This is a genomic window from Neorhizobium phenanthreniclasticum (assembly GCF_040066075.1).
In the GTDB taxonomy this organism is placed as follows: domain Bacteria; phylum Pseudomonadota; class Alphaproteobacteria; order Rhizobiales; family Rhizobiaceae; genus Neorhizobium; species Neorhizobium petrolearium.
In genome coordinates this window covers 202095-227725 of sequence record NZ_JBEAAL010000006.1, presented here as the reverse complement: position 1 = coordinate 227725, position 25631 = coordinate 202095, and the positions used below count along the sequence as shown (strand labels likewise).

31 protein-coding genes and 1 tRNA gene are annotated in these 25631 nt (G+C 61.0%); 19 read left to right on the top strand and 13 right to left on the bottom strand.

The genetic code is table 11. The features are described from left to right. Position 1: 1 nt before the first annotated feature. Both ABK249_RS11170 and ABK249_RS11165 read right to left on the bottom strand, forming a co-directional pair. Entirely contained in the window at positions 2-346 is a 345-nt protein-coding gene (locus ABK249_RS11170) for a cupin domain-containing protein (RefSeq protein WP_037150746.1), read from the bottom strand. 2 nt (positions 347-348) lie between these two features. Beyond that, positions 349-945: a TetR/AcrR family transcriptional regulator gene (locus ABK249_RS11165; protein ID WP_348862867.1), complete on the bottom strand. Its 597-nt coding sequence runs from the start codon at positions 943-945 to the stop codon at positions 349-351. 97 nt (positions 946-1042) lie between these two features. Between ABK249_RS11165 and bdcA the strand changes: the two genes are divergently transcribed. Beyond that, the gene (bdcA, locus tag ABK249_RS11160; RefSeq protein ID WP_348862865.1) at positions 1043-1756 is read left to right on the top strand and encodes an SDR family oxidoreductase; all 714 of its coding nucleotides are present in this window, start codon (positions 1043-1045) and stop codon (positions 1754-1756) included. Between the two features lie 31 nt (positions 1757-1787). Here the strand turns inward: bdcA and ABK249_RS11155 are convergent, their stop codons facing one another. Beyond that, positions 1788-3071 (bottom strand): O-acetylhomoserine aminocarboxypropyltransferase, encoded by a 1284-nt coding sequence (locus tag ABK249_RS11155; RefSeq protein ID WP_227702434.1) that lies wholly within the window; start codon positions 3069-3071, stop codon positions 1788-1790. Between the two features lie 131 nt (positions 3072-3202). Here ABK249_RS11155 and ABK249_RS11150 point away from each other — a divergent pair, with 131 nt between their 5' ends. Further along, positions 3203-3631, top strand: coding sequence for a DUF6455 family protein (locus ABK249_RS11150; protein WP_227702433.1), 429 nt, complete (start codon positions 3203-3205; stop codon positions 3629-3631). 5 nt (positions 3632-3636) lie between these two features. Here ABK249_RS11150 and ABK249_RS11145 read toward each other — a convergent pair whose 3' ends face one another. Beyond that, a complete protein-coding gene (locus tag ABK249_RS11145) occupies positions 3637-4065 on the bottom strand; it encodes a CoA-binding protein (RefSeq protein WP_227702432.1) in 429 nt (142 codons plus the stop codon). A gap of 86 nt (positions 4066-4151) precedes the next feature. Between ABK249_RS11145 and ABK249_RS11140 the strand changes: the two genes are divergently transcribed. Continuing rightward, complete coding sequence (locus ABK249_RS11140) at positions 4152-4505, top strand: hypothetical protein (protein WP_348862864.1); 354 nt, start codon at positions 4152-4154, stop codon at positions 4503-4505. Between the two features lie 421 nt (positions 4506-4926). After that, the gene (locus ABK249_RS11135) at positions 4927-5352 is read left to right on the top strand and encodes a PaaI family thioesterase (protein ID WP_227702430.1); all 426 of its coding nucleotides are present in this window, start codon (positions 4927-4929) and stop codon (positions 5350-5352) included. Here the strand turns inward: ABK249_RS11135 and ABK249_RS11130 are convergent. Further along, positions 5331-5609: a hypothetical protein gene (locus tag ABK249_RS11130; RefSeq protein WP_227702429.1), complete on the bottom strand. Its 279-nt coding sequence runs from the start codon at positions 5607-5609 to the stop codon at positions 5331-5333. The genes ABK249_RS11135 and ABK249_RS11130 overlap by 22 nt on opposite strands. Here ABK249_RS11130 and rplM point away from each other — a divergent pair. Next, a complete protein-coding gene (gene rplM, locus ABK249_RS11125; RefSeq protein ID WP_037150730.1) occupies positions 5608-6072 on the top strand; it encodes a 50S ribosomal protein L13 in 465 nt (154 codons plus the stop codon). The two genes, ABK249_RS11130 and rplM, sit on opposite strands and share 2 nt — an antisense overlap. 2 nt (positions 6073-6074) lie before the next feature. Then, positions 6075-6542, top strand: coding sequence for a 30S ribosomal protein S9 (rpsI, locus tag ABK249_RS11120; RefSeq protein ID WP_037150728.1), 468 nt, complete (start codon positions 6075-6077; stop codon positions 6540-6542). A 75-nt stretch (positions 6543-6617) separates the two neighbouring features. Here the strand turns inward: rpsI and ABK249_RS11115 are convergent, their stop codons facing one another. Then, positions 6618-7079 (bottom strand): Lrp/AsnC family transcriptional regulator, encoded by a 462-nt coding sequence (locus ABK249_RS11115; protein WP_037150725.1) that lies wholly within the window; start codon positions 7077-7079, stop codon positions 6618-6620. A gap of 151 nt (positions 7080-7230) precedes the next feature. Between ABK249_RS11115 and ABK249_RS11110 the strand changes: the two genes are divergently transcribed. The 4 genes from ABK249_RS11110 (at position 7231) to ABK249_RS11095 (ending at position 10899) form a co-directional block, all read left to right on the top strand. Beyond that, positions 7231-8022, top strand: coding sequence for a phenylalanine 4-monooxygenase (locus tag ABK249_RS11110; RefSeq protein WP_037150722.1), 792 nt, complete (start codon positions 7231-7233; stop codon positions 8020-8022). Between the two features lie 83 nt (positions 8023-8105). After that, positions 8106-9062, top strand: coding sequence for an agmatinase (gene speB / locus ABK249_RS11105; RefSeq protein WP_227702428.1), 957 nt, complete (start codon positions 8106-8108; stop codon positions 9060-9062). 65 nt (positions 9063-9127) lie between these two features. Further along, positions 9128-10060 (top strand): N-acetyl-gamma-glutamyl-phosphate reductase, encoded by a 933-nt coding sequence (gene argC / locus ABK249_RS11100; RefSeq protein ID WP_037150716.1) that lies wholly within the window; start codon positions 9128-9130, stop codon positions 10058-10060. Beyond that, positions 10060-10899, top strand: a complete 840-nt coding sequence (locus ABK249_RS11095) for an aminoglycoside phosphotransferase family protein (protein ID WP_348862863.1) — start codon at positions 10060-10062, stop codon at positions 10897-10899. Before argC ends, ABK249_RS11095 begins: the two co-directional genes overlap by 1 nt. Here the strand turns inward: ABK249_RS11095 and ABK249_RS11090 are convergent. Next, on the bottom strand, positions 10896-11321 hold the full coding sequence (locus ABK249_RS11090; RefSeq protein ID WP_348862861.1) for a DoxX family protein: 426 nt from the start codon (positions 11319-11321) through the stop codon (positions 10896-10898). The genes ABK249_RS11095 and ABK249_RS11090 overlap by 4 nt on opposite strands. Positions 11322-11419: 98 nt before the next feature. Continuing rightward, positions 11420-12520 (bottom strand): COX15/CtaA family protein, encoded by a 1101-nt coding sequence (locus ABK249_RS11085; RefSeq protein ID WP_227702426.1) that lies wholly within the window; start codon positions 12518-12520, stop codon positions 11420-11422. A gap of 149 nt (positions 12521-12669) precedes the next feature. Between ABK249_RS11085 and ABK249_RS11080 the strand changes: the two genes are divergently transcribed. Together ABK249_RS11080 and ABK249_RS11075 are read left to right on the top strand one after the other, a co-directional pair. After that, positions 12670-12882 carry a DUF2842 domain-containing protein gene (locus ABK249_RS11080; protein ID WP_037150708.1) on the top strand — a complete coding sequence of 71 codons (213 nt, stop codon included), beginning with the start codon at positions 12670-12672 and terminating at the stop codon, positions 12880-12882. A gap of 104 nt (positions 12883-12986) precedes the next feature. Beyond that, complete coding sequence (locus tag ABK249_RS11075) at positions 12987-14234, top strand: GNAT family N-acetyltransferase (protein ID WP_227702425.1); 1248 nt, start codon at positions 12987-12989, stop codon at positions 14232-14234. Between the two features lie 5 nt (positions 14235-14239). Here ABK249_RS11075 and ABK249_RS11070 read toward each other — a convergent pair whose 3' ends face one another. Further along, on the bottom strand, positions 14240-16474 hold the full coding sequence (locus ABK249_RS11070; RefSeq protein WP_227702424.1) for a GumC family protein: 2235 nt from the start codon (positions 16472-16474) through the stop codon (positions 14240-14242). A 185-nt stretch (positions 16475-16659) separates the two neighbouring features. On the opposite strand from ABK249_RS11070, the gene ABK249_RS11065 reads away from it, so the two are divergent. The 6 genes from ABK249_RS11065 (at position 16660) to ABK249_RS11040 (ending at position 22250) form a co-directional block, all read left to right on the top strand. Beyond that, on the top strand, positions 16660-17235 hold the full coding sequence (locus ABK249_RS11065; RefSeq protein ID WP_037150702.1) for a polysaccharide biosynthesis/export family protein: 576 nt from the start codon (positions 16660-16662) through the stop codon (positions 17233-17235). A gap of 13 nt (positions 17236-17248) precedes the next feature. Further along, complete coding sequence (locus tag ABK249_RS11060) at positions 17249-18409, top strand: glycosyltransferase family 4 protein (RefSeq protein WP_227702423.1); 1161 nt, start codon at positions 17249-17251, stop codon at positions 18407-18409. A 78-nt stretch (positions 18410-18487) separates the two neighbouring features. After that, on the top strand, positions 18488-20041 hold the full coding sequence (locus ABK249_RS11055; RefSeq protein WP_037150699.1) for an undecaprenyl-phosphate glucose phosphotransferase: 1554 nt from the start codon (positions 18488-18490) through the stop codon (positions 20039-20041). Continuing rightward, the gene (locus ABK249_RS11050) at positions 20038-21294 is read left to right on the top strand and encodes an O-antigen ligase family protein (RefSeq protein ID WP_227702422.1); all 1257 of its coding nucleotides are present in this window, start codon (positions 20038-20040) and stop codon (positions 21292-21294) included. Before ABK249_RS11055 ends, ABK249_RS11050 begins: the two co-directional genes overlap by 4 nt. A gap of 31 nt (positions 21295-21325) precedes the next feature. Then, entirely contained in the window at positions 21326-21622 is a 297-nt protein-coding gene (locus ABK249_RS11045; RefSeq protein ID WP_227702421.1) for a DNA-binding protein, read from the top strand. 439 nt (positions 21623-22061) lie between these two features. Beyond that, positions 22062-22250 carry a hypothetical protein gene (locus tag ABK249_RS11040; RefSeq protein ID WP_227702420.1) on the top strand — a complete coding sequence of 63 codons (189 nt, stop codon included), beginning with the start codon at positions 22062-22064 and terminating at the stop codon, positions 22248-22250. A 151-nt stretch (positions 22251-22401) separates the two neighbouring features. On the opposite strand, the gene ABK249_RS11035 is transcribed toward ABK249_RS11040, so the two are convergent. Beyond that, positions 22402-22478 (bottom strand) — tRNA-Pro (locus tag ABK249_RS11035). 288 nt (positions 22479-22766) lie between these two features. Here ABK249_RS11035 and ABK249_RS11030 point away from each other — a divergent pair. Beyond that, complete coding sequence (locus ABK249_RS11030; RefSeq protein WP_227702419.1) at positions 22767-23813, top strand: phytanoyl-CoA dioxygenase family protein; 1047 nt, start codon at positions 22767-22769, stop codon at positions 23811-23813. A gap of 133 nt (positions 23814-23946) precedes the next feature. On the opposite strand, the gene ABK249_RS11025 is transcribed toward ABK249_RS11030, so the two are convergent. The 3 genes from ABK249_RS11025 to ABK249_RS11015 form a co-directional block, all read right to left on the bottom strand. Next, entirely contained in the window at positions 23947-24381 is a 435-nt protein-coding gene (locus ABK249_RS11025; protein WP_348862859.1) for a BA14K family protein, read from the bottom strand. Between the two features lie 104 nt (positions 24382-24485). Further along, on the bottom strand, positions 24486-25022 hold the full coding sequence (locus tag ABK249_RS11020; RefSeq protein ID WP_037150693.1) for a MerR family transcriptional regulator: 537 nt from the start codon (positions 25020-25022) through the stop codon (positions 24486-24488). A 156-nt stretch (positions 25023-25178) separates the two neighbouring features. Beyond that, complete coding sequence (locus ABK249_RS11015; RefSeq protein WP_037150692.1) at positions 25179-25517, bottom strand: integration host factor subunit alpha; 339 nt, start codon at positions 25515-25517, stop codon at positions 25179-25181. Positions 25518-25631 lie beyond the last annotated feature (114 nt).

The following is a 25631-nucleotide window of genomic DNA, read 5'->3' as shown; positions in this document are numbered from 1 at the left end:
TTCAGATCCGGATCACGTAATCCTTGCGAGTCGTTTCAACGACTTCCCAGGTTCCCTTGAAGCCGGGTCTCAAGATCATCCTATCTCCGGCCTTGAGATGAACGGGCCTGCCGCCCTCCTCGGTCACGATCGAATGGCCGGAGAGGATGTGGAAATATTCCCACTCGTCGTAGGCGATCCGCCACTTCCCCGGCGTCGCCTCCCAGATGCCGGCGTAGAGCCCGCCTTCCGCCTCCTCGACATTCCAGGTGCGGAAGGTCGGATTTCCGGAGATCAGCCGGTCGGGCGCCGGAGCGCCCTCTTCCGGTTCGATGCCGGCGAGATCGAATACAGTCCAGGTGCCCATGGTCACTCCTTGTCGATATGTTGCGCGGCACCATCGGCCGCCATCGCAGCGATGACCCGAAGCCGTTCCGCCAGCATGCCATTGCGGGCGCTCGCCGACAGGCCCGCAAAGGCCGTCATGATGTAATCCGCCAGAAGGTCGGCCTGCAAACTGCCGCGTGCAGCAATCCGATCCCGGATGAAACGCCGGCTTGCCTCCATGCGGGCGCGCGCTTCGGCGCCGGCATCGGGATCGATGGTGCCGCGAGCGCCCTCGATCACCATGCATCCCCTGGCGTCACCGCTGACATAGGCATCTGCCGCCTGCCGCAGGATGTCTGCAATACCATCCGAAAGTGGCACGCCCTCGGCCAGCGCGCTGGCGACATCCAACCCCTCGTTCTTTTCGTAGAGCCGCAATGCCTCGGCATAAAGCGCCGCCTTGCTGCCGAAAGCCGCATAAAAACTCGGCGGCTTGATGCCGATTGCCGCCGTCAGATCGGCAACGCTCAGCGCATCATACCCTTTCAGATGAAACAACGCCTGTGCCTTGGCGAGCGCCTCATCCCTGTCGAAAGCACGGGGGCGTCCACGCGCTCCCTTCTTTTCTGTATCGCACACTACAAAAATCCTTGACGTCGACCATCACGGGATTTATGTAGCGTTCATTACATTAAATCTCAACCCCAGTGACAAGTGCTGCACAGGAGACATGACAATGACCGACTTCCATGGAAAGAAAGTTCTGATCCTCGGCGGCAGCCGCGGCATCGGCGCCGCACTCGTCCGTCGTTTCGCCCAGGACGGCGCCGACGTGACATTCACGTATGCGGGTTCGAAGGACGCGGCTGAAGAGCTGGCACGGGAAACCGGCTCGAAGACCATGAAATCCGATGCCGCCGACCGCACCGCCGTCATCGAAAGCGTAAAGGCCTCCAGCCCGCTGGACATCCTCATCGTCAGCGCCGGCACGCTGGCCCTGGGCAATCCTCTGGAAATCGAAGCCGATGCCATCGACCGGATGATCGATGTTAACGTGCGAGCGCCCTATCACGCCTCCGTCGAAGCAGCCCGCAGCATGCCGGAAGGCGGACGGATCATCATCATCGGATCCGTCAACGGTGACCGCATGCCGTTTGCAGGCGGCGCGGCCTATGCACTGACCAAGTCCGCCGTGCAGGGCATGGCGCGCGGTCTGGCGCGCGACTTCGGCGATCGCGACATCACGGTCAATGTCATTCAGCCCGGCCCGACCTCCACCGACATGAACCCGGAAGACGGCCCGATGAGCGAGTTCATGCACGGCTTCATGGCCATCAAGCGCCATGGCCGTCCGGAGGAAATCGCCGGTCTCGCCGCTTACCTCGCAGGTCCGGAAGCGGGCTTCATCACCGGAGCGATGCACACGATCGACGGTGGTTTCGGCGCCTGACGCCGAAACCACATCTTCCTGGCCGGTCTCCTCAGACCTTCGAGAGTGCCTGGTCGAGATCGGCGATGATGTCGGCGGCATCCTCGATGCCGATCGACAGCCGCACCACGTCGGGACCGGCGCCGGCGGCGATCTGCTGCTCTTCGGTCAACTGCCGATGTGTCGTGGAAGCCGGATGGATGACCAGCGAGCGGGTGTCGCCGATGTTGGCGAGGTGCGAGAAGAGCTTCAGACCTTCGACCAGAGCTTTGCCGGCCTCATAACCGCCCTTGACGCCGAAAGTGAAGACGGCACCCGCGCCTTTCGGCGAATACTGTTGCTGCAAGGCGTGGTTCGGATCGTCCTCGAGACCGGCATAGTTCACCCAGGCGATTTTCGGATGCTTCTTCAGCCATTGCGCCGCGGCGAGTGCGTTATCGCAATGCCTCTGCATTCTGAGGGGAAGCGTCTCGATGCCGGTCAGGATCATGAAGGCGTTGAAAGGCGAGATCGCCGGGCCGAGGTCGCGCAAGCCCAGCACGCGGGCGGCGATCGCAAAGCCGATATTGCCGAAGGTCTGGTGCAGCACGATGCCGGCATATTCCGGCCGGGGCTGCGAGAGCATCGGGTAATTGCCGGATTTCGACCAGTCGAACGTGCCGCCATCGACGATGATGCCGCCCATCGAATTGCCATGCCCGCCCAGGAATTTCGTCAGCGAATGGACGACAATGTCGGCGCCGTGCTCCAGCGGCCTGACGAGATAGGGGGTTGCCATCGTATTGTCGACGATCAGCGGAATACCGCGCCGCTGCGCCACGTCGGCGATCGCCGCGATATCCACGAAGGTGCCGCCGGGATTGGCAAGGCTTTCGATGAAGATGGCGCGGGTGCGGTCATCAATCTGCTTGTCGAAACTCTCCGGCTCGTCCGTATCGGCCCAGCGGACCTGCCAGTCGAAACTTTTGAAGGCATGACCGAACTGGTTGATCGAACCGCCGTAGAGTCTTCGCGCCGAGACGAAATTATCGCCGGGCTGCATGATCGTGTGGAAGGTCAGCATCTGGGCCGCATGGCCGGAGGCGACCGCAAGCGCAGCCGTGCCACCCTCCAGCGCCGCCACCCGCTCTTCCAGCACCGCCTGGGTCGGATTCATGATGCGGGTGTAGATATTGCCGAACTGCTGCAGGCCAAAGAGGGCCGCCGCATGGTCCGCGTCATTGAAGACGAAAGACGTCGTCTGGTAGATGGGCGTCGCCCGGGCACCCGTGGCGGGATCGGGCTGGGCGCCTGCATGCACCGCCAGAGTTGAAAAGCCCGGATTGATCGTCGGCATGGTCTCTCTCCCTTATTGCCCAAGTGCTTTTTTCAACCTTTTATCACACCTGGGAAATGCGGCCTGGTTGATCTTGATCAACGATCTCCGCTTCTCCGCACGTATGCTCCAGGTGCGAAGAGGAGTATGCCATGAATAATCAAGCCTCCACCACACATGAAAACTTCGTTTCCCGGATCGCCCGCTGGTGTTCCACAACCTGGGACTCCATCGAGGAGGCAAAGGTCCTCGCGAGCCTCGATGACGAGACCGTCAAGATCCTCGCGCATGACAACGCCATGTCCAGGGATGAGTTCATTTCGCTGATCAGGCGCGGACCTCACGCCGCCGACGAAATGGCCTCACTGATGCGCCTGCTGAACATCGATCCGGAAGAGGTCAAGCTCGCCGAGCCGCTGGAATTCCGCGACATGCACATCACCTGTTCCAAATGTCAGGAAAAGGCCCGCTGCCGCCGGGAACTCGCCGATGGCGCCGCCGTCGCAGACTTTGCGGATTACTGCGCCAATGCCGAGCTGCTCAACGAGATGCGGGCCCGGCCGGAACTGCTCGCCGACTGAAGACATCAGGCGACAAGCCGGGGATATTCGATTGCCGGGCAACGGTCCATGACAACCTTGATGCCGGCAGCTTCCGCCCTGGCTGCCGCCCTGTCGTCGCGGACGCTGAGCTGCCCCCAGATCACCTTGGGCAAGGTCTCAAGGGCGAGTGCTTCATCGACCACGCCATCCAGGTATTCGGCGGCGCGGAAGACATCGACCATATCGACCGGCTGCGGCACGTCGGAGAGCGTCCTGTAGACGGTCTGCCCCTGGATCTGCTTGCCCGCCTGACCCGGATTGACCGGAAAGACCGTATACCCCTTCGACAGCAGAAAACCCATGACACGATTGCTCGGCCTATCCGGATTGGGAGACGCCCCGAGAAGCGCGATGGTCTTCACGGTCCTCAGGATATCGGCGATATAGGCGTTGTCGTAATGATCATGATTCATGGACGGCAGACTCCCTGATGATGCCTCTGGCGGCACAATCCTCCCGCTCTATGTAAGTCCGTGTCTCGATAAAAGGGATGCAGGTCATGAAAAAATTTCTCGCAAGCCTTACCGTCATCGCCTGCGGCGGCGCCCTCCTGCCGGTCGAACCGGCCTTTGCCATTTCCCGCTATAATTCCACCGGCATGTCCTGTGCCGCCGTGCAGCGCGTGATCAGACGCGAAGGCGCGGTCATCCTGCGCTATCCATCCAGAAACGTGCGCGGCATGACACTCTACGACCGCCATGTCGTCGACAGCAGCTTCTGCGATGGCCGGGAATTTGCGGATCGCGCAACGGTGCCGGCCGCAGACACACCCCGCTGCCCCGTTCGCGCCTGCAAACCCAGACCTGATCGGGAAGACTGCTTTCCGCTGCAGCCGGGCTGTCTCGGATTCTGACGTGCAGATTCCTGCCCGGCAGCCGCGGAGGCTGTTCTGGGAACGTTCTTGCTATTTTCCGCTTACGTACAACGCATATTAGCATCATCTACAGTTGAATTAGGGGAGCCTACTATTCATGATCCGTGATAATTCGCATTCTCATCAATAGTGACAAAACCAAGTATCCATCACTGTGTCATGTTGAAACCACAAGGGATTTTTTGATCAAACCGCGGCTGCTATATCGCTCTCTTCCCATCCGACTCTGGAGGCTTTGTAGACGGCGGCCACATAAATGACCCCATAGGTTGTATACACAACCATTCATCCCGCCCCACCAATGGGGCCGCGCGCCCAATTACATCGCCCGAAAGCGGGGCGGCGAAAACCTGTCTGTATTCATAAAGAAAACCCTTCCAAGCATCTCGAAAGGAAGAGAATGCGGCCTATCATGACAGTAGAGGAGATCCATGCCTTCCTGGATCGTGAATTTCCGCAAATCCACGTGGATGGACGAGCACTTGCCGTGACGGATGTCCGACCGGGTGAACTTGCCATGCGCTTCGATCCGAGCGACCGGCACCTGCGCCCCGGCAATACGATTTCCGGTCCCTCGATGGTCATGCTGGCGGATGTCGCGGCTTATGCCGTCATCCTTGCCCATATCGGGCCAGTGGCGCTCGCCGTCACCACCAGCCTCAACATCAATTTCCTGCGCAAGCCGCAGCTCGCTCCGCTCTTCTGCGACTGCAGGCTTCTCAAGCTCGGCAAGCGGCTCGCGGTGATCGACTGCCTGCTGACCCAGCAAAGCGGCGGAGAGCCGGTCGCCCATGCGACTGCCACCTATTCGATTCCGCCGCGATAAATTGTGGTATCATAAAACCACACATGTAAGCCTTTGATTTTGTTGTATCTATTTTTCAATCTTGCAAATCCGTCATCTTGACGCTTCGCATCCGCATCGGTATAAGCCGCCACAGATTGCGGACCTTCATGGCCCGCATTCTTTTTGTCGGTCCTTCGCGCCTTTTTTCGGGAATTTCGGCCGACAATCCAAGCAACAAGAAACGCCCTTGCATCCGGTTTCGAATGCCACGGGTCCCAAATGAAAGAGAAAACCATGTCAACCTTCGTTCAGAAGCCCGCCGAGGTGGAGAAGAAGTGGGTGATCATCGATGCCGAAGGCCTCGTTGTCGGTCGCCTCGCCACCATCGTTGCAAACCGGCTCCGCGGCAAGCACAAGGCCACCTACACCCCTCATGTCGATGACGGCGACAACGTCATCGTCATCAATGCGGAAAAGGTTGCCCTTACCGGCAAGAAGTATTCCGACAAGAAGTATTACTGGCACACCGGATATCCGGGCGGCATCAAGGAGCGCACCGCGCGCCAGATCATCGAAGGCCGCTTTCCGGAGCGCGTCATCGAAAAGGCCGTCGAGCGCATGATCCCGCGTGGCCCTCTCGGCCGTCGCCAGATGAAGAACCTGCGCGTTTATGCCGGTTCCAACCATCCCCATGAAGCCCAGCAGCCGGTCGCTCTCGACGTGGCTTCGCTGAACAAGAAGAATGTAAGGAGCGCCTGAACATGGCCGATCTCTCCTCTCTGAAGGATCTCGCTCCGGCGGCCGAAAACCAGGCCCCGGTTTACGTCCGCAAGGTTGACAACCTTGGCCGTTCCTACGCGACCGGCAAGCGCAAGAACGCCGTCGCCCGCGTCTGGGTCAAGGCCGGCACCGGCAAGATCACCGTCAACGGCAAGGATTTCTCCGCCTATTTCGCACGCCCGGTCCTGCAGATGATCCTGCAGCAGCCGATCGTCGCTGCGAACCGTGGCGGCCAGTTCGACATCGTTGCGACCGTTGCAGGTGGCGGCCTTTCCGGCCAGGCCGGCGCGGTGCGCCACGGCCTTTCCAAGGCGCTGACCTATTTCGAGCCGGGCCTGCGTTCGGTTCTCAAGAAGGGTGGCTTCCTGACCCGCGACAGCCGCGTTGTCGAGCGAAAGAAGTACGGCAAGGCGAAGGCCCGCCGCTCCTTCCAGTTCTCCAAGCGCTGATCGCTTGCCGAAAACACCGATTTGCGAAGGCCGGGTTTTCCCGGCCTTTTCTTTTGCGGCGCTTGCAGGCATTTCTCAGATCGGCAGTTCGGTCGTCGACTTCAGTTCGCGCAGGACGAAGCTGGAAACCACGTTGCGCACATGCGGATTGCGCATCAGGTGGCGGGTCATGAAAGCCTCATAGGCTTCGACGTCGCGTGCCCTGATCTTCAGCATGTAGTCGAACGTTCCGGACAGCGCGTAGCACTCCATGATCTCCGGTCGGTCCCGCACGACGCCTGCAAAAGCTTCGATCGCCTCCTCGTGATGATCCTCCAGGGTCACATGAGCGATGATGCAGAGCTTGAGGTCGAGCTTTGCCGGATCGAGAAGAGCAACCCTCTTCCGGATGACGCCTTCGGCCTCCAGTTCCTGAATCTTGCGCCAGGCGGTGCTTTGCGACATGCCGGCTTTCTCCGCCAGTTCGGAGAGCGACAACCCATCTCCGGTCTGCACGAGTTGCAGAAGCCTGCGGGCAGCTTGCAGGTTTTCTTTCATTCTGGCTTCTCCTCCTGGAATATTCTCCCATTTTCAGATCCTAATCCGGCAATCCTGAAATGTTTACCCGCTTTTCCCGGGATATAATGGTGATCTGACAGCCGGAGGCTGGAGCGCCCCGGCTCATTGGACTGATCACGGGAGGCCGGTCATGACCAAGGAAAGCACCTATACGGCGAACCTGCCGGATGCGGACGGCGTCTATCACTACACCGCCGAGGAAGACCAAATCTGGAGCGAACTCTACAGGCGGCAGATGACGCTTTTGGCCGACAGGGCCTGCCGGGAATATCTGGACGGCGTGAAAACGCTCGGGCTGAAGCCCGACAAGGTTCCGCAGCTTCGCGACGTCAATCGGCGACTCAACGAGACCACAGGCTTCGGGGTGGAGGGCGTGCCCGCCCTCATCCCGCCATCGCGTTTTTATGAATTGCTGTCGCAGGGCAAGTTTCCGCTGGCGACGTTCATTCGCCGCCGCGAGCATATCGACTACATCGAGGAGCCGGATATCTTCCACGAGGTCTTCGGCCACTGCCCCTTGCTGACCAACCAGAGCTACGCCAATTTCGTGCGCCGCTTCGGCGAGAAAGCTGTCAGTCTCGGCAAGGGCTATTCATGGCATCTGTTCCGGATATTCTGGTTCACCGTCGAGTTCGGCCTGATCGATACGCCGCAGGGGCGCCGCTGCTTCGGCGCCGGCATCGTCTCCTCCCCCAGCGAAACGGGGGCCGCGATGGAAGGCAAGGAATGCGAATTCCGACCGTTCGACCTGATGACGGTGCTCAGAACGCCCTACCGCATCGATATCGTGCAGCCGATCTATTACGTCATCAAGAGCTTCGCGCAGCTGGAATCGATCATCGAGGAGGATATCGGCGCGCGCATCAACGAAGCCAAGACTCTCGGCGACTTTCCGCCGGCATTCGAAGCCAAGGCCTCCTGAGCAAAGAGGAATTTGTTTCACTCAGGCTTGCCTTGCCGGCTCCGATTGTCCAACGTCCCACCACTGAATGATGGAGGGATGCCATGGCAGAAAAGTCGATCGATCACGCCTTCACGGCAACCAGCCTCACCTCCGCCGCAAGTGATCCAACCTTTGCGGGCGCGCTTTCCTTCATGCGCCGGCGGTTTACCAAGGCGTTGACCGGCGTCGATGCGGTGGTCTGGGGCATCCCTTTCGACGCGGCGACGTCCAACCGGCCGGGTGCGCGCTTCGGGCCGCAGGCGATCCGCCGGGCTTCCGCCATCTTCGACAACGACCCGCAATATCCCTTCTCACGCGATCTCTTCGCGGATCTGGCGGTCATCGACTACGGCGATTGCCTGCTCGACTATGGCAACCACCAAGAGACACCGGCAACGATCGAGCGGGAAGCCGCGAAAATCCTTGGCAGCGGCGCTTTCCTGCTGACCCTCGGCGGGGACCATTTTATCACCTGGCCGCTGTTGAAGGCTCACGCCGCCAGGCACGGCCCGCTTGCCCTCGTCCAATTCGACGCCCATCAGGACACCTGGTTCGACGACAACAAACGCATGGACCATGGTTCCTTCGTGGCGCGCGCCGTGCGCGACGGCATCGTCGATGCCGCCCGTTCGATCCAGATCGGCATCCGCACCCATGCGCCGGAGGATTTCGGCATCCGCCTCCTCTATGGCCATGAGGTGGAGGAGATGACCGCGAGCGAAATCGCCAGGACGATCCTCGAGCATACCGGCGGCAAGCCCGCCTATCTCACCTTCGACATCGACTGCCTCGACCCGGCATTCGCACCCGGCACCGGCACGCCGGTCGCCGGCGGCCCGTCGAGCGCGAAAATCCTGTCGGTGCTCAGCAAGCTCGGCCCCCTCGATATCCGCGGCGCCGATGTTGTCGAAGTGGCGCCGGCTTACGACCATGCCGATATCACCGCCATTGCGGGGGCGACGGTTGCCATGTATATGCTCGGGCTGCGCGCGGAGCGACGTGGCGCGTTAAAAAACTGAATCAACAAGCTGGCACAATGATTCCGGCTCTCAATCCAAGGCACTGATCTTACAGGACAAAGACAATGACAGCGAAAATCTTCATCGACGGCGAACATGGCACGACGGGACTGCAGATCCGCACCCGCATGGCCGGCCGCCGCGACGTCGAGCTGCTGTCTATCCCGGAAGCGGAGCGGCGCAACGCCGCCATGCGGGAAGACCTGCTGAACAGCGCCGACATTGCCATTCTCTGCCTGCCCGACGATGCTTCGCGCGAGGCTGTCTCGATGCTCGCCGGCAACAACAGGGTGCGCGTCATAGACACCTCGACCGCCTATCGCGTTGATCCCTCATGGGCCTATGGCTTTGCGGAAATGGACAAGGCACAGGCCGACAAGATCAAGTCGGCCCGCCATGTGGCCAATCCCGGCTGCTACCCGACCGGCGCGGTCGGCCTCATCCGGCCGCTGCGCGCCGCCGGCCTCCTGCCCGATGGCTATCCGGTGACGGTCAACGCAGTTTCCGGCTATACCGGCGGCGGCAAGCAGCTCATCGCACAGATGGAAGACCAATCGAGGGACGACGCCGTCAGCGCCAACAATTTCCTCTACGGCCTGACGCTCAAGCACAAGCATGTGCCGGAAATGAAGGTTCACGGCCAGCTCGACCGCGCGCCGCTCTTTTCGCCGTCCGTCGGACGCTTCGCGCAGGGCATGATCGTGCAGGTGCCGCTCTTCCTCGAAGACCTCAAGGACGGGGCCACGATGGAGAGCATTCACGCGACGCTCGTCGGGCATTATGCCGGGCAGGATATCGTCACCGTCGTTTCGCTTGAGGAAAGCAAGGCGCTGCCGCGCGTCGATGCTGAGGAACTCGTCGGTCAAGATACGATGAAGCTCTTCGTTTTCGGTACGCCGGGCGGTGCACATGTCAATCTCGTGGCTCTGCTCGACAATCTCGGCAAGGGTGCGTCGGGCGCGGCCGTCCAGAACATGGACCTGATGCTTTCGGCCTGATGACCGAGAGCTTCCCCTTCCCCGCCGAATGGCTCATCGAAAGCGCACGCCAGATTGCGGACACCGTCGTCGGCACCGTCTATGAAGTGACGCGTGGCGGCGGTGAAGTCGACATTGCCAAGGTGCTGAAACCGCGAGCGCTGGAGGACAGTCTTCGCGGCGCCGATTTCATGGGCTGGCGGGACTGCATCGGTTGTGTACGGCTGATCGCCCGATCCCAAAATGTTCTCCTGATGGAGCATGCGGGCAAGGTGACACTGCGCGATCGTATCGCCACACATGGCGACCGGGACGCGACACGGATCGCGGCCGAAGTGCTCACAGAATACCATCGCCCATCCGAGACCCCGCCGCCTGCGAGCCTCCAGCCTCTTCAACGTTATTTCTCAAGCCTCTTCAAGAAAGCCGAGGAAGATCATCGCAACGGGATCACCGGCCCGTTCGTGGAAGCGGCAGAGATGGCGCAAGCGCTGATCGCCGACCAGCGGGACATCAAGCCGCTGCATGGCGACCTGCATCACGAGAACATCATCTTCGGGCCGCGCGGCTGGCTGATCATCGACCCGGCAGGACTGATCGGGGACGCGGCGCTCGACGTCGCCAACATGTTCTCCAATCCGCTCGACCGACACGACCTCACCCGCGATGAAGAACGCATCGCCTTCATGGCCGGTGTGTTTGCCGATACGCTCAAGCGCGACGTCCGGACCATCCTGCGCCATGCCTTCGCCTATGGCTGCCTGTCTGCGGCCTGGCACGAGGAAGACGGCAACGAGAAGGATCGCGGCGACGAGCTTGCCGTCGCCGCCGCAATCAAAAACGTCCTTCGCCAGGCCTAGGCGACCTGCCGCACCGGAGCGAATGCCTGCTTCAGCCCCAGATGGATGGCGAGCCTTTCGCCCGGTCCGTGCACGGCGGCAAACAGCAGGCCGGCCAGGAACGTGAAGTGGTCGACGAAAAAGCCGAACTCCGCTTGATTGCCTTCCCAGTGGCTCGGCCCATGAAAGGCGAAGGCCAGGAAGATCACATAGACACCTGCGAGCAATGCGGCTTCCGAGAAGAACGCGCCGCTCAGGAAAGCAGCGGCCAGAGCGATCTCGAAAATCGCGGCGACCCAGGTCAGGAACAGCGGGAACGGAAAACCTGCGCTCGCAATATATGCGGCGGTCGTCTGCATATCGATGAACTTGAATGTCGTCGCCATGACGAACAGGCCGCCGAAGATCAGCCTTGCGACGAGAATTGCGATTGTCTTTGCCATTGTCCTATCCTCTCTGCTTGGCCGCAGCCGTTGAACTCTGCTTCAAGGACGGGCGGATGGAGCGCTTTCCGACAAAGGGCCTGCAAATTTCTTCGACGCTAATTCCGGACTGCGACCGCGGTTTCCGGAGCATATTCGCCGATGAAACCCCGCCAATGGGCAATCGCGAAGCCGAGGACCACCAGCGCGCCGGCCTGGTGCGTCAGCGCCAGGTCAAGCGGCACCTGCATGAGAAGCGTCGCAATGCCAAGCACGGCCTGGAGACAGATCAGGCCGAAGAGCACGACTGCGCGGCGGGCATGTGTCGTGCGAGGCGCGGTCTTCAACATCACCACCATATGCCACAGCGCCAGCGCGAGAAGCGCATAGGCTCCGACGCGATGAACGAACTGCACCGTCTTCGGGTTCTCGAAGAGATTGATCCACCACGGCTGCTGGATGAGGAGATCGCCGGGGACCAACGCCCCGTCCATCAGCGGCCAGGTATTGTAGGAGAAACCCGCGTCGAGGCCGGCGACCAGTGCGCCAAGATAGATCTGGAAAAGGCTCATCGCCGCCAGAAGCACCGCGCCGGCCTTCGCCCGGCCTTCCGGCGCGACATCGTCACTATGCGGAGACAGGCCGCGCATGATCCACACACAGGCGGAGAAGATGAGACAGGCGATCACCAGATGCGTTGCAAGCCGGTACTGCGAGACGCTGACAAGCTTGGTCAATCCTGAAGAGACCATCCACCAGCCGATGAAGCCCTGGAAGCCGCCGAGCGCCAGAACGCCGGTGAGCGGCCAGCGCAACCGCCTTTCGATGCGACCGGTCAACCAGAAGAAAATCAGCGGCACGGCGAAGACGACGCCGATCGAGCGGGCCAGAAAGCGGTGCGCCCATTCCCACCAGAATATCGACTTGAACTCGTCGACCGTCATCTCCTTGTTGACTTCCTGGTATTGCGGGATGCGCTGGTAGAGGCGGAACTCCTCCTCCCATTCCTCGGCCGAAAGCGGCGGGATGACACCGTGGATCGGCTTCCATTCGGTGATGGACAGGCCGGAATCGGTGAGCCGCGTCGCACCTCCGACGAGCACCAGACAGAAGAGCGTGAAGACAACGAAGGCGAGCCAGATGCGCACCGCCTTGCGGTCGCGCTCGCGGCGCTTCGTCTGTTTCAAAACGTCGATGATCACGGCATCGGTCGCCGACATGGGGCACGCTCCTGTCGCTCACGCCAAAGACGCATTCATACGCCTTTTGTTCTTTCGCGTTGCTTTGCCCCATCGACCCGTGCAAAACAAGCCCCGGCGCTTTGCGGCATGCGGTCGCGGACAGGCGGTCGCCATAAAGGAGAAGCATTTTGGTCCCGCGTTTGAGAAGTTTCATCGGCACCATCCTGATCATCATTCTGGTGATCACATATGCGCTTCTCGCCACGACTTTCGCGACGCTGCTCCTCGCCACCTCGCCCTGGTGGGTGCATTTCCTCTATTTCCTGCTCTCCGGCATGCTCTGGGTGCTGCCGGCGATGCTGATCATCAAGTGGATGGCCGGGCCGAAGCCTGGAAAATAACCTTTTTACCGCCGATTAACCAGCAGCAGCGGTTTTGTTGCCTATAAACCGAATCTTGGCGCTCCTTCCCTATCCTGCCTGCAAGAGGCAATAGCGGGCGCGCCATGCAGCAGCGGAAAGTCCAGTACGGGGAGCAGGCCATCGAGACGCCTGGAGAGCGGGCTGGCGACACCGCGATGCGTTTTTCCGAACTGACGCTTGTCATCTCACGCGATCCGCGCTCAGTCGAAGCGGAATGGCGCCGCCTCGAAGGATTTACGAAGAACTCGCTGCATCAGGGTTTCGACTGGTGCCTTGCCTGGACAGAAGCGCACGAAAGCGCGCTTACGATCGTTCAGGGGATTGCCGGCGGACGTGTGGTTTTGATCCTGCCACTCGAAATCGTGCAAGAGAACGGCATTCGGATCGCCCGCTTTCCCGGCGACCGATTCAACAACATCAATACCGGCCTTTTCGATGACGGCCTCGCAGCGCCGAATACGGAGGATCTCCGGAATTTCGCCTTTGCGCTGCGGATCGCCTTGCGGAACGAGGCCGATCTCATCGTTCTCGACAATATCCCGCTCATGTGGCGCGACAGGCAGCACCCGCTGTCCGGACTCGCGACGATCGAGAACCAGAACCATTCCTTCCAGCTTCCGCTCTTTGCGAATTTCGAGGCGACGATCGCGCAGTTGAGCGCCAAGAGCCGCCGCAAGAAGTTTCGCTCTTCAACCCGCAAGCTCGAAGCGATCGGCGGTTATGAACATGTCATCGCCACCGAGCAAAGCGAAAAGCACGCGCTTCTCGACCTCTTCTTTCATCAGAAGGGCGCACGGCTGGCGATGTTCGGCTTGCCGGACGTCTTTTCGGCACCTGTGATCCGCGACTTCTTCCACCGGCTGCTCGATGTGCCGGTTGATGGCTTCGACACACCGCTTGCCCTGCACGCCATCCGTCTGTGTGGCGAGCACGAAGGCCATATTTGCGCGATTGCCGGCCTGTCGCGCAAGGGCGATCATGTCATCTGCCAGTTCGGCTCGATCGACGAAAGCATATGCCCGGAAGCCAGCCCCGGCGAACTTCTGTTCTGGCTGATGATCGAACTGTCCTGCCGGGAGGGTGCTTCGATCTTCGACTTCGGCGTCGGCGACCAGCCCTACAAGCGCAACTGGTGCACACAGGAAACGGTGCAGCACGATATCCTGTTGCCGCTGACATGGAAGGGGACATTCATGCGTCCCCTGCGGGTTGTCGTGACCAGGGCCAAGGCGATGATCAAGCGCAATCCGCATCTTTATGCGATCGTGCAGCGTTGGCGATCCAACCGTTGCCAGAAGGCTCCGGAGTCCCCGATCTCCAGCACGGCATAATTCAATCAGGCGGCGCGGCGGCCGCGGCGCGGCGAATGCCGGTCGCCGGCTTCTGTCATGATCAGCAGATTGCGGTAACCCGCTCCTTCGAAATCCACGACCAGCTTTGCCACGTCCTCGTCCTTGAAACCGGGGACGGAGAGGATGATCTCCGGCGTCTCGTCGCGGGTCAGGCGCGAAATACCGGATATCTCCGCCGGGCCGCATTCGATGAGCACGAGGTCATAGGCATCCGCCAGCGCATCGATGATCATCGTCAGGCGATCCGCGCCGCGCATGGCGCGGTCCGGATCGGAAATGCCGTGCGGGATGATATGGGCGTCGGAGAGCCGGTCCCGATGGATGGCGTCGCCAAAGACGGTTTCGCCGCAGAGCAGATCGGTGATGCCGGGCAGCCTGGGATTGTCCGCCATCAGGCCGGTCGGGCAGGTGGAGCCCGTCATGTCGATCAGGACCACGGTGGAGCCTCGCTCGGACACCTCGCGAGCCAGCATGACGGTTGCGGCCGAGCCCTCGTCACCGGCCGGTGATATGGCGATCGCAACCGGAATGTCGTGGCGCAGGAGGTAGTGAGCGACCGAACCGATCGTGAAGCTTCGTTCCTCGGCTTCGATTGCGTCGCTCCGTTCCTCGACCTCGCGTGCAAGGGCCTCCCCGACCACCTTGGCGCGGACCTTCTCGGCGGTTGTCCTGACGTCCTCCCGCGCTGGCGCGGGCCGATCGAACCGTGCGGCTTCCGCCTGCATCTGGTGGACCGGCAGAGGAGCGGCCGCCACGGGTTCGGCAGGCAGCGGCGCGTCGACCGGCGCGACAACCTCCCCCTCCTCGACCTCGCGCACCCCCGACGGACGGAGTGCGCGGCCGCTGAAGAGCTCGATGACCATGACAATCAGGCAACCGAAGATGAAGGTCGCAAGCGATACGACGATCACAATCGGGATGACCTTCGGGAAATAGGGCTCGGACGGTTCGACGGCGCGCGACACGATACGGGCGTCTGCCGGAGCGGCATTGCCGTCGAGACGGGAGGTCGCCTCGCGATAGCGGGCAAGATAGGTTTCGAGCAACTGACGCTGGGCAGCCGCTTCACGTTCGAGCGCGCGAAGCCCCACTTCCTCCTCGCCGGCCTTGGCGGAATCAGCCTTCAACCCGTTGAGCTGTGCCATGAGCTGGCGTTCGCGCAGCCGCGACACTTCCGCTTCGTTATCGAGGCTTGCAAGAATTTTCTTGGTCTCGGCGTCGATCTGCTGGCGGATGCCGGCGAGCTGGGCCCGCAAGCCTCTCAGCCGCGGATGGCCTTCGAGCAGCGACGTGGACAGGTCAGAGACCTGAGCCTGCAGATTGGCTTCCGCTTCCTTCAGGCGCTGGATGACCTGCGAGCCGACCACATCGGTCAACGTATCGGACGCCCGGCCGGCTTTGAGCGAGGCGCGGACGTTTTCGGCGCGCGCCTCGGCATTCGCCCGTTCCGCCCGCACCCGGGCAAGCTCGGTGGAGATATCGTTGAGCTGCTGGGTCGAGAAACTGTTGGTCTCCGTGGTCTGGAAGAGGCCGTTGGAGGAGCGGTAGTCGGCCACCTTCCCTTCGGCTTCCTTGACCTTCTGCGTCAGGCTGGCGATTTCCGGCTCGAGCCATTTGGCAGTCTCCGAATGGGTATCGAGCTTGGCGCTGCTCTGGATCTGGAGATAGACCTCCGCCATCTTGTTCGGGATGTCGGCCGCGAGCTTCGGATCGTGCGAGGAAAATTCGATCGCGATGACGCGGGAGTTTTCGACCGGATAGACCTGCAGCTTCTCACGGAATTCCTGGATTACCCGATCCTCCGGATCAAGCGTCATCGGATCCTGCTTGAGTCCGATCAGCACCAGGGGATCGGGGAACAGAGATTGCGCAGCCGGATCGAATTCCTCGAGCTCGGCAAGCTTGAGATCGCGAACGACCCGATTGATGAGGTCGGTGGATTGCAGGAGTTGCGCCTGGCTGGTGATGTTGAGCGAGTCGAGGATCGGATCGTTCGCCTGCGGGGTGCCCTCTCCTCCGGTCAGGTTGGGCGACCGGGACTCGATCAGCAGCCGCGTCTCGCCCCGGTAACTCGGTTTCATCAGGCTGGTTCCGACGAGGGCCACGGCGGCAGCGACGATTGTAGCGCCGATGATCCTGGCCTTGCGCTCCCAGACCGCCGAGATGATCCGCCCGAGATCGATATCCACGTCCTGACTGCTGCCGTTTACGCCTGACATCATACGCTCCAACTCATCGATTTCGGCGGATGGTAAAGGATCATGGTAACGCGAGGGTTAATGCTCTTTCAGGGTAGCACCGGCTCCACCATAAAGCGCAAACTTGCAGCCTCTTTACCGGGCATTAACCCTAACGGATCGATAACGGGCGCAATGGTATGAACAGCCGGAGCTCGGAAGCGGAAATGTCCTTCGCTCGCCCCCAACATGTGCTGGCGCTCGCACTTGCCGTGGCCGTGACGGCGATTGCCGGCTGCACGAGCAATGCGCCGGCGCCCAGAAGCTTTCAGGAAGCGACGGTCCAGCCTTACCGGCTCGACAGCGGCGACCGGCTGCGCATCAGCGTTTTCGAACAGCCAAGCCTCAGCAACACCTATACGGTCGACCAGGCCGGTTATATCGCCTTCCCGCTGATCGGTCAGGTGGCGGCACGCGGCCAGACGATGCCGGCACTGGAAGGCGCGATCGCTGCCCGCCTCCGGCAGGGTTACCTGCGCGATCCGGACGTGACGATCGAAGTCGACCGCTATCGGCCCGTCTTCGTGATGGGTGAAGTGGGGCGGCCTGGACAATATTCCTACGTTCCCGGCATGACCGCCCAGAACGCCATCGCGATTGCCGGCGGCTTCACCTCCCGCGGCAACCAGCGCGATGTCGACGTCACCCGCAAGATCAACGACCGGGTGATCACGGGCCGCACGACGGTCACCGCGCCGGTGCTGGCAGGCGATACGATCTATGTCCGTGAGCGGCTCTTCTGACCGGACCATAGATATGGCCGAGCGCGCGCCCTTGAGGATACTCCACTGCTTCCGATCGCCCGTCGGCGGAATCTTCCGCCATGTGCGCGATCTGGTCGAGGAGCATCGGGCCGCAGGCCACGAGGTCGGCATTCTGTGCGACAGCTCGACCGGCGGAGCGCATGAGGACCGGCTTTTCCAAAGCATCGAGCCGCAGCTTTCGCTCGGCCTCACCCGTATTCCGCTGCGCCGTGCGATCGTTCCATCCGACCTCATGGCCATCTACAGAAGTTATAAACATATCAAAAGTTTGAAGCCGGATATCCTGCATGGGCATGGCGCCAAGGGCGGCGCATTGGCCCGGCTGATCGGCTCAACGCTGCGGGTCAACAAGTATCGCGTAGCCCGCCTTTATTCGCCTCACGGAGGCAGCCTGCATTTCGATCGGTCGAGCCTGTCCGGTCGAATCGTGCTCGGCCTCGAACGTTTCCAGGAGCATTTCGGCGATGCCCTCGTCTTTGTCTGCGATTACGAGCGGCGCACCTACGAAGCCAAGGTCGGAAAGCCGCGCACGCTCACCAAAGTCATCTACAACGGCATCAAGGATGCCGAGTTCGAGACGATCGCCGCCGACCCGTCGGCTCCGCATTTCCTCTATATCGGCATGCTGCGCGACCTCAAAGGCCCGGATGTCTTCATCGACGCCTTCGCCCGGACCGAGCGAGCCGTCGGGTACCCACTCCTGGCCCTGATGGTCGGCGATGGGCCGGACCGGGACCGTTACGAGGCGATGATGGCGGAGCGCGGGCTTGGCCGCCGCATCGAGATGAAACCGGCCATGCCGGCGCGGGAGGCTTTTGCTCAGGCGAAGATCGTCGTTGTTCCCTCCCGCGCGGAAGCCATGCCCTATATCGTGCTGGAGGCGCTTGCGGCCGGCAAGGCGGTGATCGCCTCGCGGGTCGGCGGCATTCCGGAAGTGCTCGGCGAGACGAGTGAAGCCCTTGCAGTGCCCGGCAATGCGGAGGATCTCGCCCGCGTCATGACACAAGCGGTCACCACGCCCGGCTGGAAGGATCGCGTCATGCCGAAACCGGAAGCCTTCAAGGCGGTGTTCTCCGCCTCGGTCATGGCCCGGGAGATGCTGGAACTGTATCAAGATCTGTTAGATCCCAACCCTGTTGCAGGACATCGTTAAAGGCTTCCTTCACCTCTTTTTGCTAAGCGGTTCGCATGCCTTCCAACCCGCAGGGGTCGGAGGTCGAAGGGATCGGCCATGAACCAGCCAAGCAAGTCCGAACAGTTCGATATGGAAAGTCTTCGCCGGAAGGCTTCGGAGATACGCAACACCGGCGAAAGCCCTGATCCGGCGGATGTCACTGCGCTCAATCCGTTTGCCCGGCAGATCGCCGAGCAGTTTCGCAACGACAGCACCTCGCCGACCATGCTGATCGGCCAGTTCCGCCTGTTCGAACTCGCGGTGCTGCTGGCGATCGGCCTGCTCGTCGGTGCGTTGATGGCGCCGATCGATACCGGCGATTTTCTTGCCCGCTTCGCCCTCATCACATCGGGGGCGACACTCACGGTCCTGCTGTTGCAGGTTGCCGATACCTATCAGATTCCGTCTCTGCGCGGTGCCAGCCGTACTGCCAGCCGCGTCTTCATCGGCTGGACGCTCGGCTTTCTGGCGACCGCCGCAGCCCTCTATTTCGCAGAGCCTCGCCCCTACTCCATCGCCGCCCTTCTCGTCTGGTTCGTCGCCGGCGCCGGCTTCCTGTTCCTCGAACGCCAGCTCACCGCCTTCGCCATCCGCAACTGGGCCCGAAACGGGGTCATGGAGCGCCGTGCCGTCATCGTCGGCGGCGGCGAGCCTGCCAAGCAGCTCGTGCGCCAGCTCGAGCAGCAGCCCGACAACGACATCCGCATCTGTGGCATCTTCGATGACCGCAACAGCGAACGTTCCCCGACCGTGGTCGCCGGTTATCCGAAGCTCGGCACCTTTGCGGAACTCGTCGAATTCGCACGGCTTGCCCGCATCGACATGCTGATCATCGCGCTTCCCGCCACCGCCGAGCAGCGCATCCTGCAGCTTCTGCGCAAACTCTGGGTGCTGCCGGTCGACATCCGCCTCGCCGCGCACGCCAACCGCCTGCGTTTCCGTCCGCGCTCCTATTCGCATGTCGGCGCCGTGCCGATGTTCGACCTTTTCGACAAGCCGATCCGCGATTGGGATTCGGTTGCCAAGCGTGTCTTCGACATCGCCTTTTCGCTGATCGCGATCGTGCTCTTCTGGCCGATCATGCTTGCCGCGGCGATCGCCGTGAAGACCACGTCCAAGGGGCCGATCCTCTTTCGCCAGAAGCGCCACGGCTTCAACAACGAGGTGATCGAGGTGCTGAAATTCCGCTCCATGTACACCGACATGAGCGACCAGACCGCGATCAGGGCCGTCACCAAAGGCGATCCGCGCGTGACACCGGTCGGCCGCTTCCTGCGCAAATCCTCGATCGATGAGCTGCCGCAGCTCTTCAACGTGCTCCGCGGCGAGCTTTCCCTCGTCGGCCCGCGCCCGCATGCGGTGAGTGCGCAAACGGGAACGCGCAAATATGTCGACGTGGTCGAGAGCTATTTCGCCCGCCACCGCGTCAAGCCCGGCGTCACCGGCTGGGCGCAGATCAACGGGCTTCGCGGCGAACTCGACAGCGACGAAAAGATCCGCGCCCGCACGGCTTATGATCTCGACTATATCGAGAACTGGTCGCTGCTCTTCGACCTGAAGATCCTGTTCCTCACGCCGGTCCGGCTGCTCAACACGGACAACGCCTATTGAGCGCACTCTCCCATGATCACCAGGTGCATTTCGACAGCCGGCTTGCGGCCCTGAAGCTCGCCGGTTCCGGCATGCTCGCCTTCGGCGTCTTCCTGTCCGGCTTCGTGATCTCGGAACCCGCGCCTTACGAACTGATCATGGTGATCCAGATCGCCATCTGGTTCCTGCTGGGCCTTGCGATATCCCGTACGGTCGCGCCGCTTCTGGTCATGCTGCTCATCTTCAACCTGAGCGGCCTCACCACCATGTTCGTCATGAAGGACATGAGCGGGGCGCCGATGTATTTCGCCGTCTCGACTTTCCTGGCGTTGAGTTCGGTCTTCTATGCCGCGATGATCGAAAGCGATCACCGGCGGCTCGACCTGATCTTCAAGGCATGGGTGGCGGCGGCGATCATCACGGCGACGCTCGGTATTGCCGGTTACTTCAACGTCTTTCCGGGCGCGCATGTCTTCACCCGCTACAACCGCGCCATGGGCGCGTTCCAGGACCCGAACGTCTTCGGCCCCTATCTGGTCGCCCCCCTCCTCTACCTGCTCTACCGCCTGCTGACGGGACCGCTTTTGAAGGCGCCGCTGCTGATCCTCGGCATATTGATCCTGGCGCTCGGCATCTTCCTGTCCTTCTCGCGCGCCGCCTGGGGCCTGCTCGTCTTTGCGGGCGTCGCGCTCGTCGTCGTCATGCTGCTGAAAGAGCGGACGACCGCCTTCCGCTTCAAGATCCTGGCGATCTCGGTGGGGGCTGCGGTCTTCCTCGTACTGGCGCTTGCGATCGCGCTGCAATTTCCGCAGGTCTCCGATCTCTTCACGAACCGCGCGAGATTGGTGCAGGAATACGACGGCGCACGTCTCGGACGCTTCGAACGCCACAAGATCGGCTTCCTGATGGCGATGGAACGGCCGCTCGGGCTGGGACCGATGGCGTTCGGCAAGATATTCGGCGAAGACGAGCACAATATCTGGCTGAAGACGCTGACGACCTATGGCTGGCTCGGCGCGATCACCTATCAGGTCATGATCTGGTCGACGCTGTGGTTCGGCTTCCGCTACATGCTGCGCGAACGCCCCTGGCAGCCCTACCTGATGATCGCCTGGGTGATGATCCTCGGCCATGCGATCATCGGCAACGTCATCGACACCGACCACTGGCGGCATTTCTACCTGCTGCTCGGCATCGTCTGGGGCTGCGCCGCACTCGAACATCGCCACACTCTTTCCCGTCGGCCTGCCTCGCCTGCCACAGCCCGGACTTGACTTCCGGCCTCTTCGCGCCAAATCTGTTCCCATGCTGATCGCCTCTCAATTGCGCGCCGCGCGTGCCATGACGGGAATGACGGTGGAGGACCTTTCCGCCGCTTCCGGTCTTTCCAAAACCGCCATCGAGGAAGCCGAAGCCGCCCAGGTCTTCGCCGATGCGGGGGTAACCGAACGGCTGCGCACCATCTTCGAATCGAGAGGCATCCTTTTCCTCGGCGCCGGCGAGGGCGACGATCCCGGCGCGGGACCAGGTGTCCGGCTGCGCCAGCAGTTCCATGACGAAGGCATCCGACCGCAGAACCTCAATGCCGCCAACGACGGCTAGAGCGGGATGCCGAAAGGTGTGAGCGGTTTTCGGGTAATATCCCGCTAACCTTTTGATGTAGACCAGGATTCAGATTTCAGGCAGATCGGGCTTAAAAATCATCCTGATCTGGAGAGAAGGCCGGCTGCGCCTCAAGATCTCCCTGGTCTTCATGCGTGTTTCACCGATCCGGACGGTGAAAGGCGCCGCGCATGACCTGCCCCGACGATTGCCATCTCGTCATCGTCGGTTTGATCCTGATCATTGTCGGCTTCGGTTTCCACGTTTATCGGGAAAGCACCTGATTGCGTCCAGACGATCTTCGTGAGGGCAGTATCAAAGTCTAAGGGACCCGAGGGCCAATTAGCATGTACATTTTTAACAATAAAAGCGCAGAATTCCGGGAACAAAGATTCATTCATGAACATTGAGGTCTGAATAAGCAAAAGAGGGGAAGGCCATGACGACAAACATCAACATCGGCGAAGTTGAGAACAAGGGTTTGAAGAAAGTCTGGAGCGTCGCTGAGTTCGCCAAGCGCTATCGCCTAGACAGGCGGGAGGAAGCCCGTCTCCTGAAGCTTCTCGGCCCCTTCGCATCCCAGCAGGAACTTCTGATGAACGCCAGCCGGGCACCGCGCTTCCGCTGAGTGCCGGCGTCCACAATCTTGCATGATAAGCAGATTCGACCCTCGTTTCCCGAAGTCCTGAACAGGTCGCTTTTCGGTCTTGTCCCCGCGCCACCCCTCTGCCGGGCAGACACAGGAACAACGATTATGACGGGGAATTCAAAGAGTTAAATGGTCGGGGCGGCGGGATTTGAACCCACGACCCCTTGACCCCCAGTCAAGTGCGCTACCGGGCTGCGCTACGCCCCGACCAGCTCTATGAGCAGGATTTCCCTAGTCTTTCGGGCTTGCGGATGCAAGCCCTTATTTTCGGTCACGGAGAACAAATCGGTACAAAAGTCCCACGTGGGACTTTGGAGGCGGAAAGCCGGATGTTCTTCATCCACCCCGAGGGAGGAAGCGGCTTGCGACGAGGGCCGGTATCGAAGCCTCAACAAGCCCCGTCCGGAAAGTGCTTCGCCGTGACCGTTGACAGGGCCGTGCGAGTTTCTATCCTGTTACTCTCTCCGGTTTCATTGGCATGAGAAGGAAGAACGAGTGGCGAGAAGCGGCCTTTTACGTTTATTGAAGACGATCGTCCTGTCACCCCTCTACACGCTGCAGATTTTTTCCACCGCAAAGAGTTTCCGGAAGAATCCCATTCTTGGCAATGAACGGCTGAACCGGCGCGGATTGCATATCTGGCGTGTGAAGCTGGCCGCGAAAATCGCCGCGTCACGGCGCCGGAAATTGCAGCATCTCGTTCCGGAAGAAGAACGCAACTTTTTTGCCGAAAACGGTTACATTGAACGCCGCAACCTCCTTCCCGAAGCGGCGTTCCGGAAACTCGTTGCCGAGATCGATGCGCTGGAAGCGCCGGCGCTTGAAATGAAGGAGGGGGCTGCCGTCACGCGCCGCATGCCGCTGTGGCCGGGCATTCTCGGCGATTCCCCGACGATAAGGGCTCTCTTGGACGATAGCAGCTGGTTGAATGCCGTTCGCTATGTCGGTGGCTTCAATAGCGAACCCCTCGTCTCGGTCCAAACGATTTTCGGCACGCCTTCCGTTCATCTCGACAAGAAGGATCCGCAGACCAATTTGCATATGGATACATTTCATCCGACGGTGAAAGCCTGGTATTTCCTCCATGACGTGCCCGAGGACGAAGGGCCTTTCACCTATGTCGCGGGATCGCATAAACTTACCAGGCGCCGGCTTGCCTGGCAGAAACGCATGAGCATCAGCGCCGCCCGCGCGAAGTCCGGCGGAGCGTTCAGGATTTCCCGATCCATGCTGAAGCGATTGCATCTGCCGCCGCCGACCGCATTTGCAGTTCCGGCAAATACGCTGATTATCGGCGACACATTCGGATTTCACGCTCGCGGATATTCCGCCCGCCCTTCCATAAGAGTGGAAATCTATACCTCGCAGCGATTGAACCCGTTTCTTCCCTTCGTCGGCCCCGATCTTGCCCGGCTGCCCTTTGTTCGCGGGTGCAAGCAAACCCTCGCCTGGCATGTCGAAAACCTGGCGACGCGGCTTGGCCTCTATCGCTCACCGATGCGCCTGATCGGCAAGGTTCGCCCCCGCCAGCCTCGCACATAGAACCGCTGATCGCCGGCTCCACCGACTGCCGGTGCAAGGGAAAAATCCACCGAATGCACACGACGCCTGCAAAGCCGCTCCGGACACGGGAACCCGCCCCGCCTTCGGCGACGGAGCGGAGCTTTCCGCGACCTCAGTAATACGGCGAGATGCACCGGCGGCGTGGGCCGTGATAGGGCTGGAACGTGTTGTCATAAGCCCTGTACGACCGGTAGCGGGCATAGCACCAGCGCGTATGGGCGCTTGCGCCTCTGTAGTACCGGCGCGGCGGCGCATAGCGTGGCTGTGCCAGCGCACCGCCGATGATCGCACCCAAAGCCAGACCACCGATGATCGCGCCGGCATCCGGACCGTGACGATGATGACGGCGGTAGTAGCGGTCGCGGTAATAGCGGTCGCGATAGTAGCGGCGGTCCCGGCGATCGCGATGTCGCCAGTATTGCACCTGTTCTGCGGCCTGCGGCGCCTCGATCCTCGGCGCGCTCACCAACGGAAAGGCCTGGGCCGGCGCGACACCTGTGAAAGCCGTGATCAGGGACAAGCCGATGATTGCGAGCTTCTTCCTCATAATTCACCTCCTCTGATCCTTCCTATTGAAGAAAATATTCCTCCTTTTCGCCTGAACCAGAGGTGAATGGTAAATTCATCGTTATATGCGCAAAGATTAGTGCTCTACCTGACCTGATCGAGCAGGCGCTTGCATTCCAGAAGATCGAACAGCGCCTCCTGCAGGAGCGCGCGATCCTCCTTGCCGACGCTCGACTTGCCGACCGAGACTTCCGGCACATCGTCGTCATGGGAAGAGCCGAAGCCGAAAAACCGGCCGCTTGGCTTGACCTTGGGACGCCCGACGATCTGATCTTCTTCGGTCGTGCTGACCTTCGGCTCGACATGCTTCTCGGTGTTTGCCGCCATGAGCGCTTCCATGGTGGCAAGGTCGCCGGAAGCAATCGCCGCAACGAACTTGTTGCCGTTCGTCTTCAGGAGCTTCTGAACGCCCTTGATCGTATAACCATGGTCATAGAGCAAATGGCGGATGCCCTTCAACAGATCCACGTCTTCGGGACGGTAGTAGCGCCGTCCGCCGCCACGCTTCATCGGCCTGATCTGCGGAAAGCGCGTCTCCCAGAAACGCAGCACATGCTGGGGCAGATCGAGATCGTCTGCGACCTCGCTGATCGTACGAAAGGCGTCCGGGCTCTTGTCCAAGTGTCACTCTCCCAACAGCGAACTGCCGATTCTCCCCGCCGATAGGCATCCAGCCTCCGAGACATTCAATGATTATGCGGCGAATCGAACATATCTCAACGGTTTAAGCCGCGAGATTCAAGTATGTTCACAAGATTGGAGAAGACTGCAGCCGCGTCAGGCGACCGGGCTTGCCGGCTTCTGCTTCGCCTTGCGTGCCGTATGCGCCTTCAGAATGCGCTGCTTGAGAACGTTGGAAGCCTTGAAAGTCATGACCCTACGCGGCGAGATCGGCACTTCCTCGCCGGTTTTCGGATTGCGACCGATCCGCTCGTTCTTGGACCGCACCTGGAATGTTGCGAAGGAGGAAAGCTTGACGACCTCGCCCCGGATGATCGCGTTGCAAATCTCATCGATGACCGTCTCGACAAGCTCGGCCGATTCCGTCCGCGAAAGCCCGACCTTGCGGAATACCGATTCTGCAAGGTCCGCTCGTGTCACTGTCTTGCCGGCCATGATCCCCGCCCAATTCTCGATATTGATCTTTTCGAAGCCGATAGAGAGTATTTTGCTTGGGCGCGAGGGTCAAGCACCTGTGCTCAATCACTTATTTGGTTTGACCGCACGGTA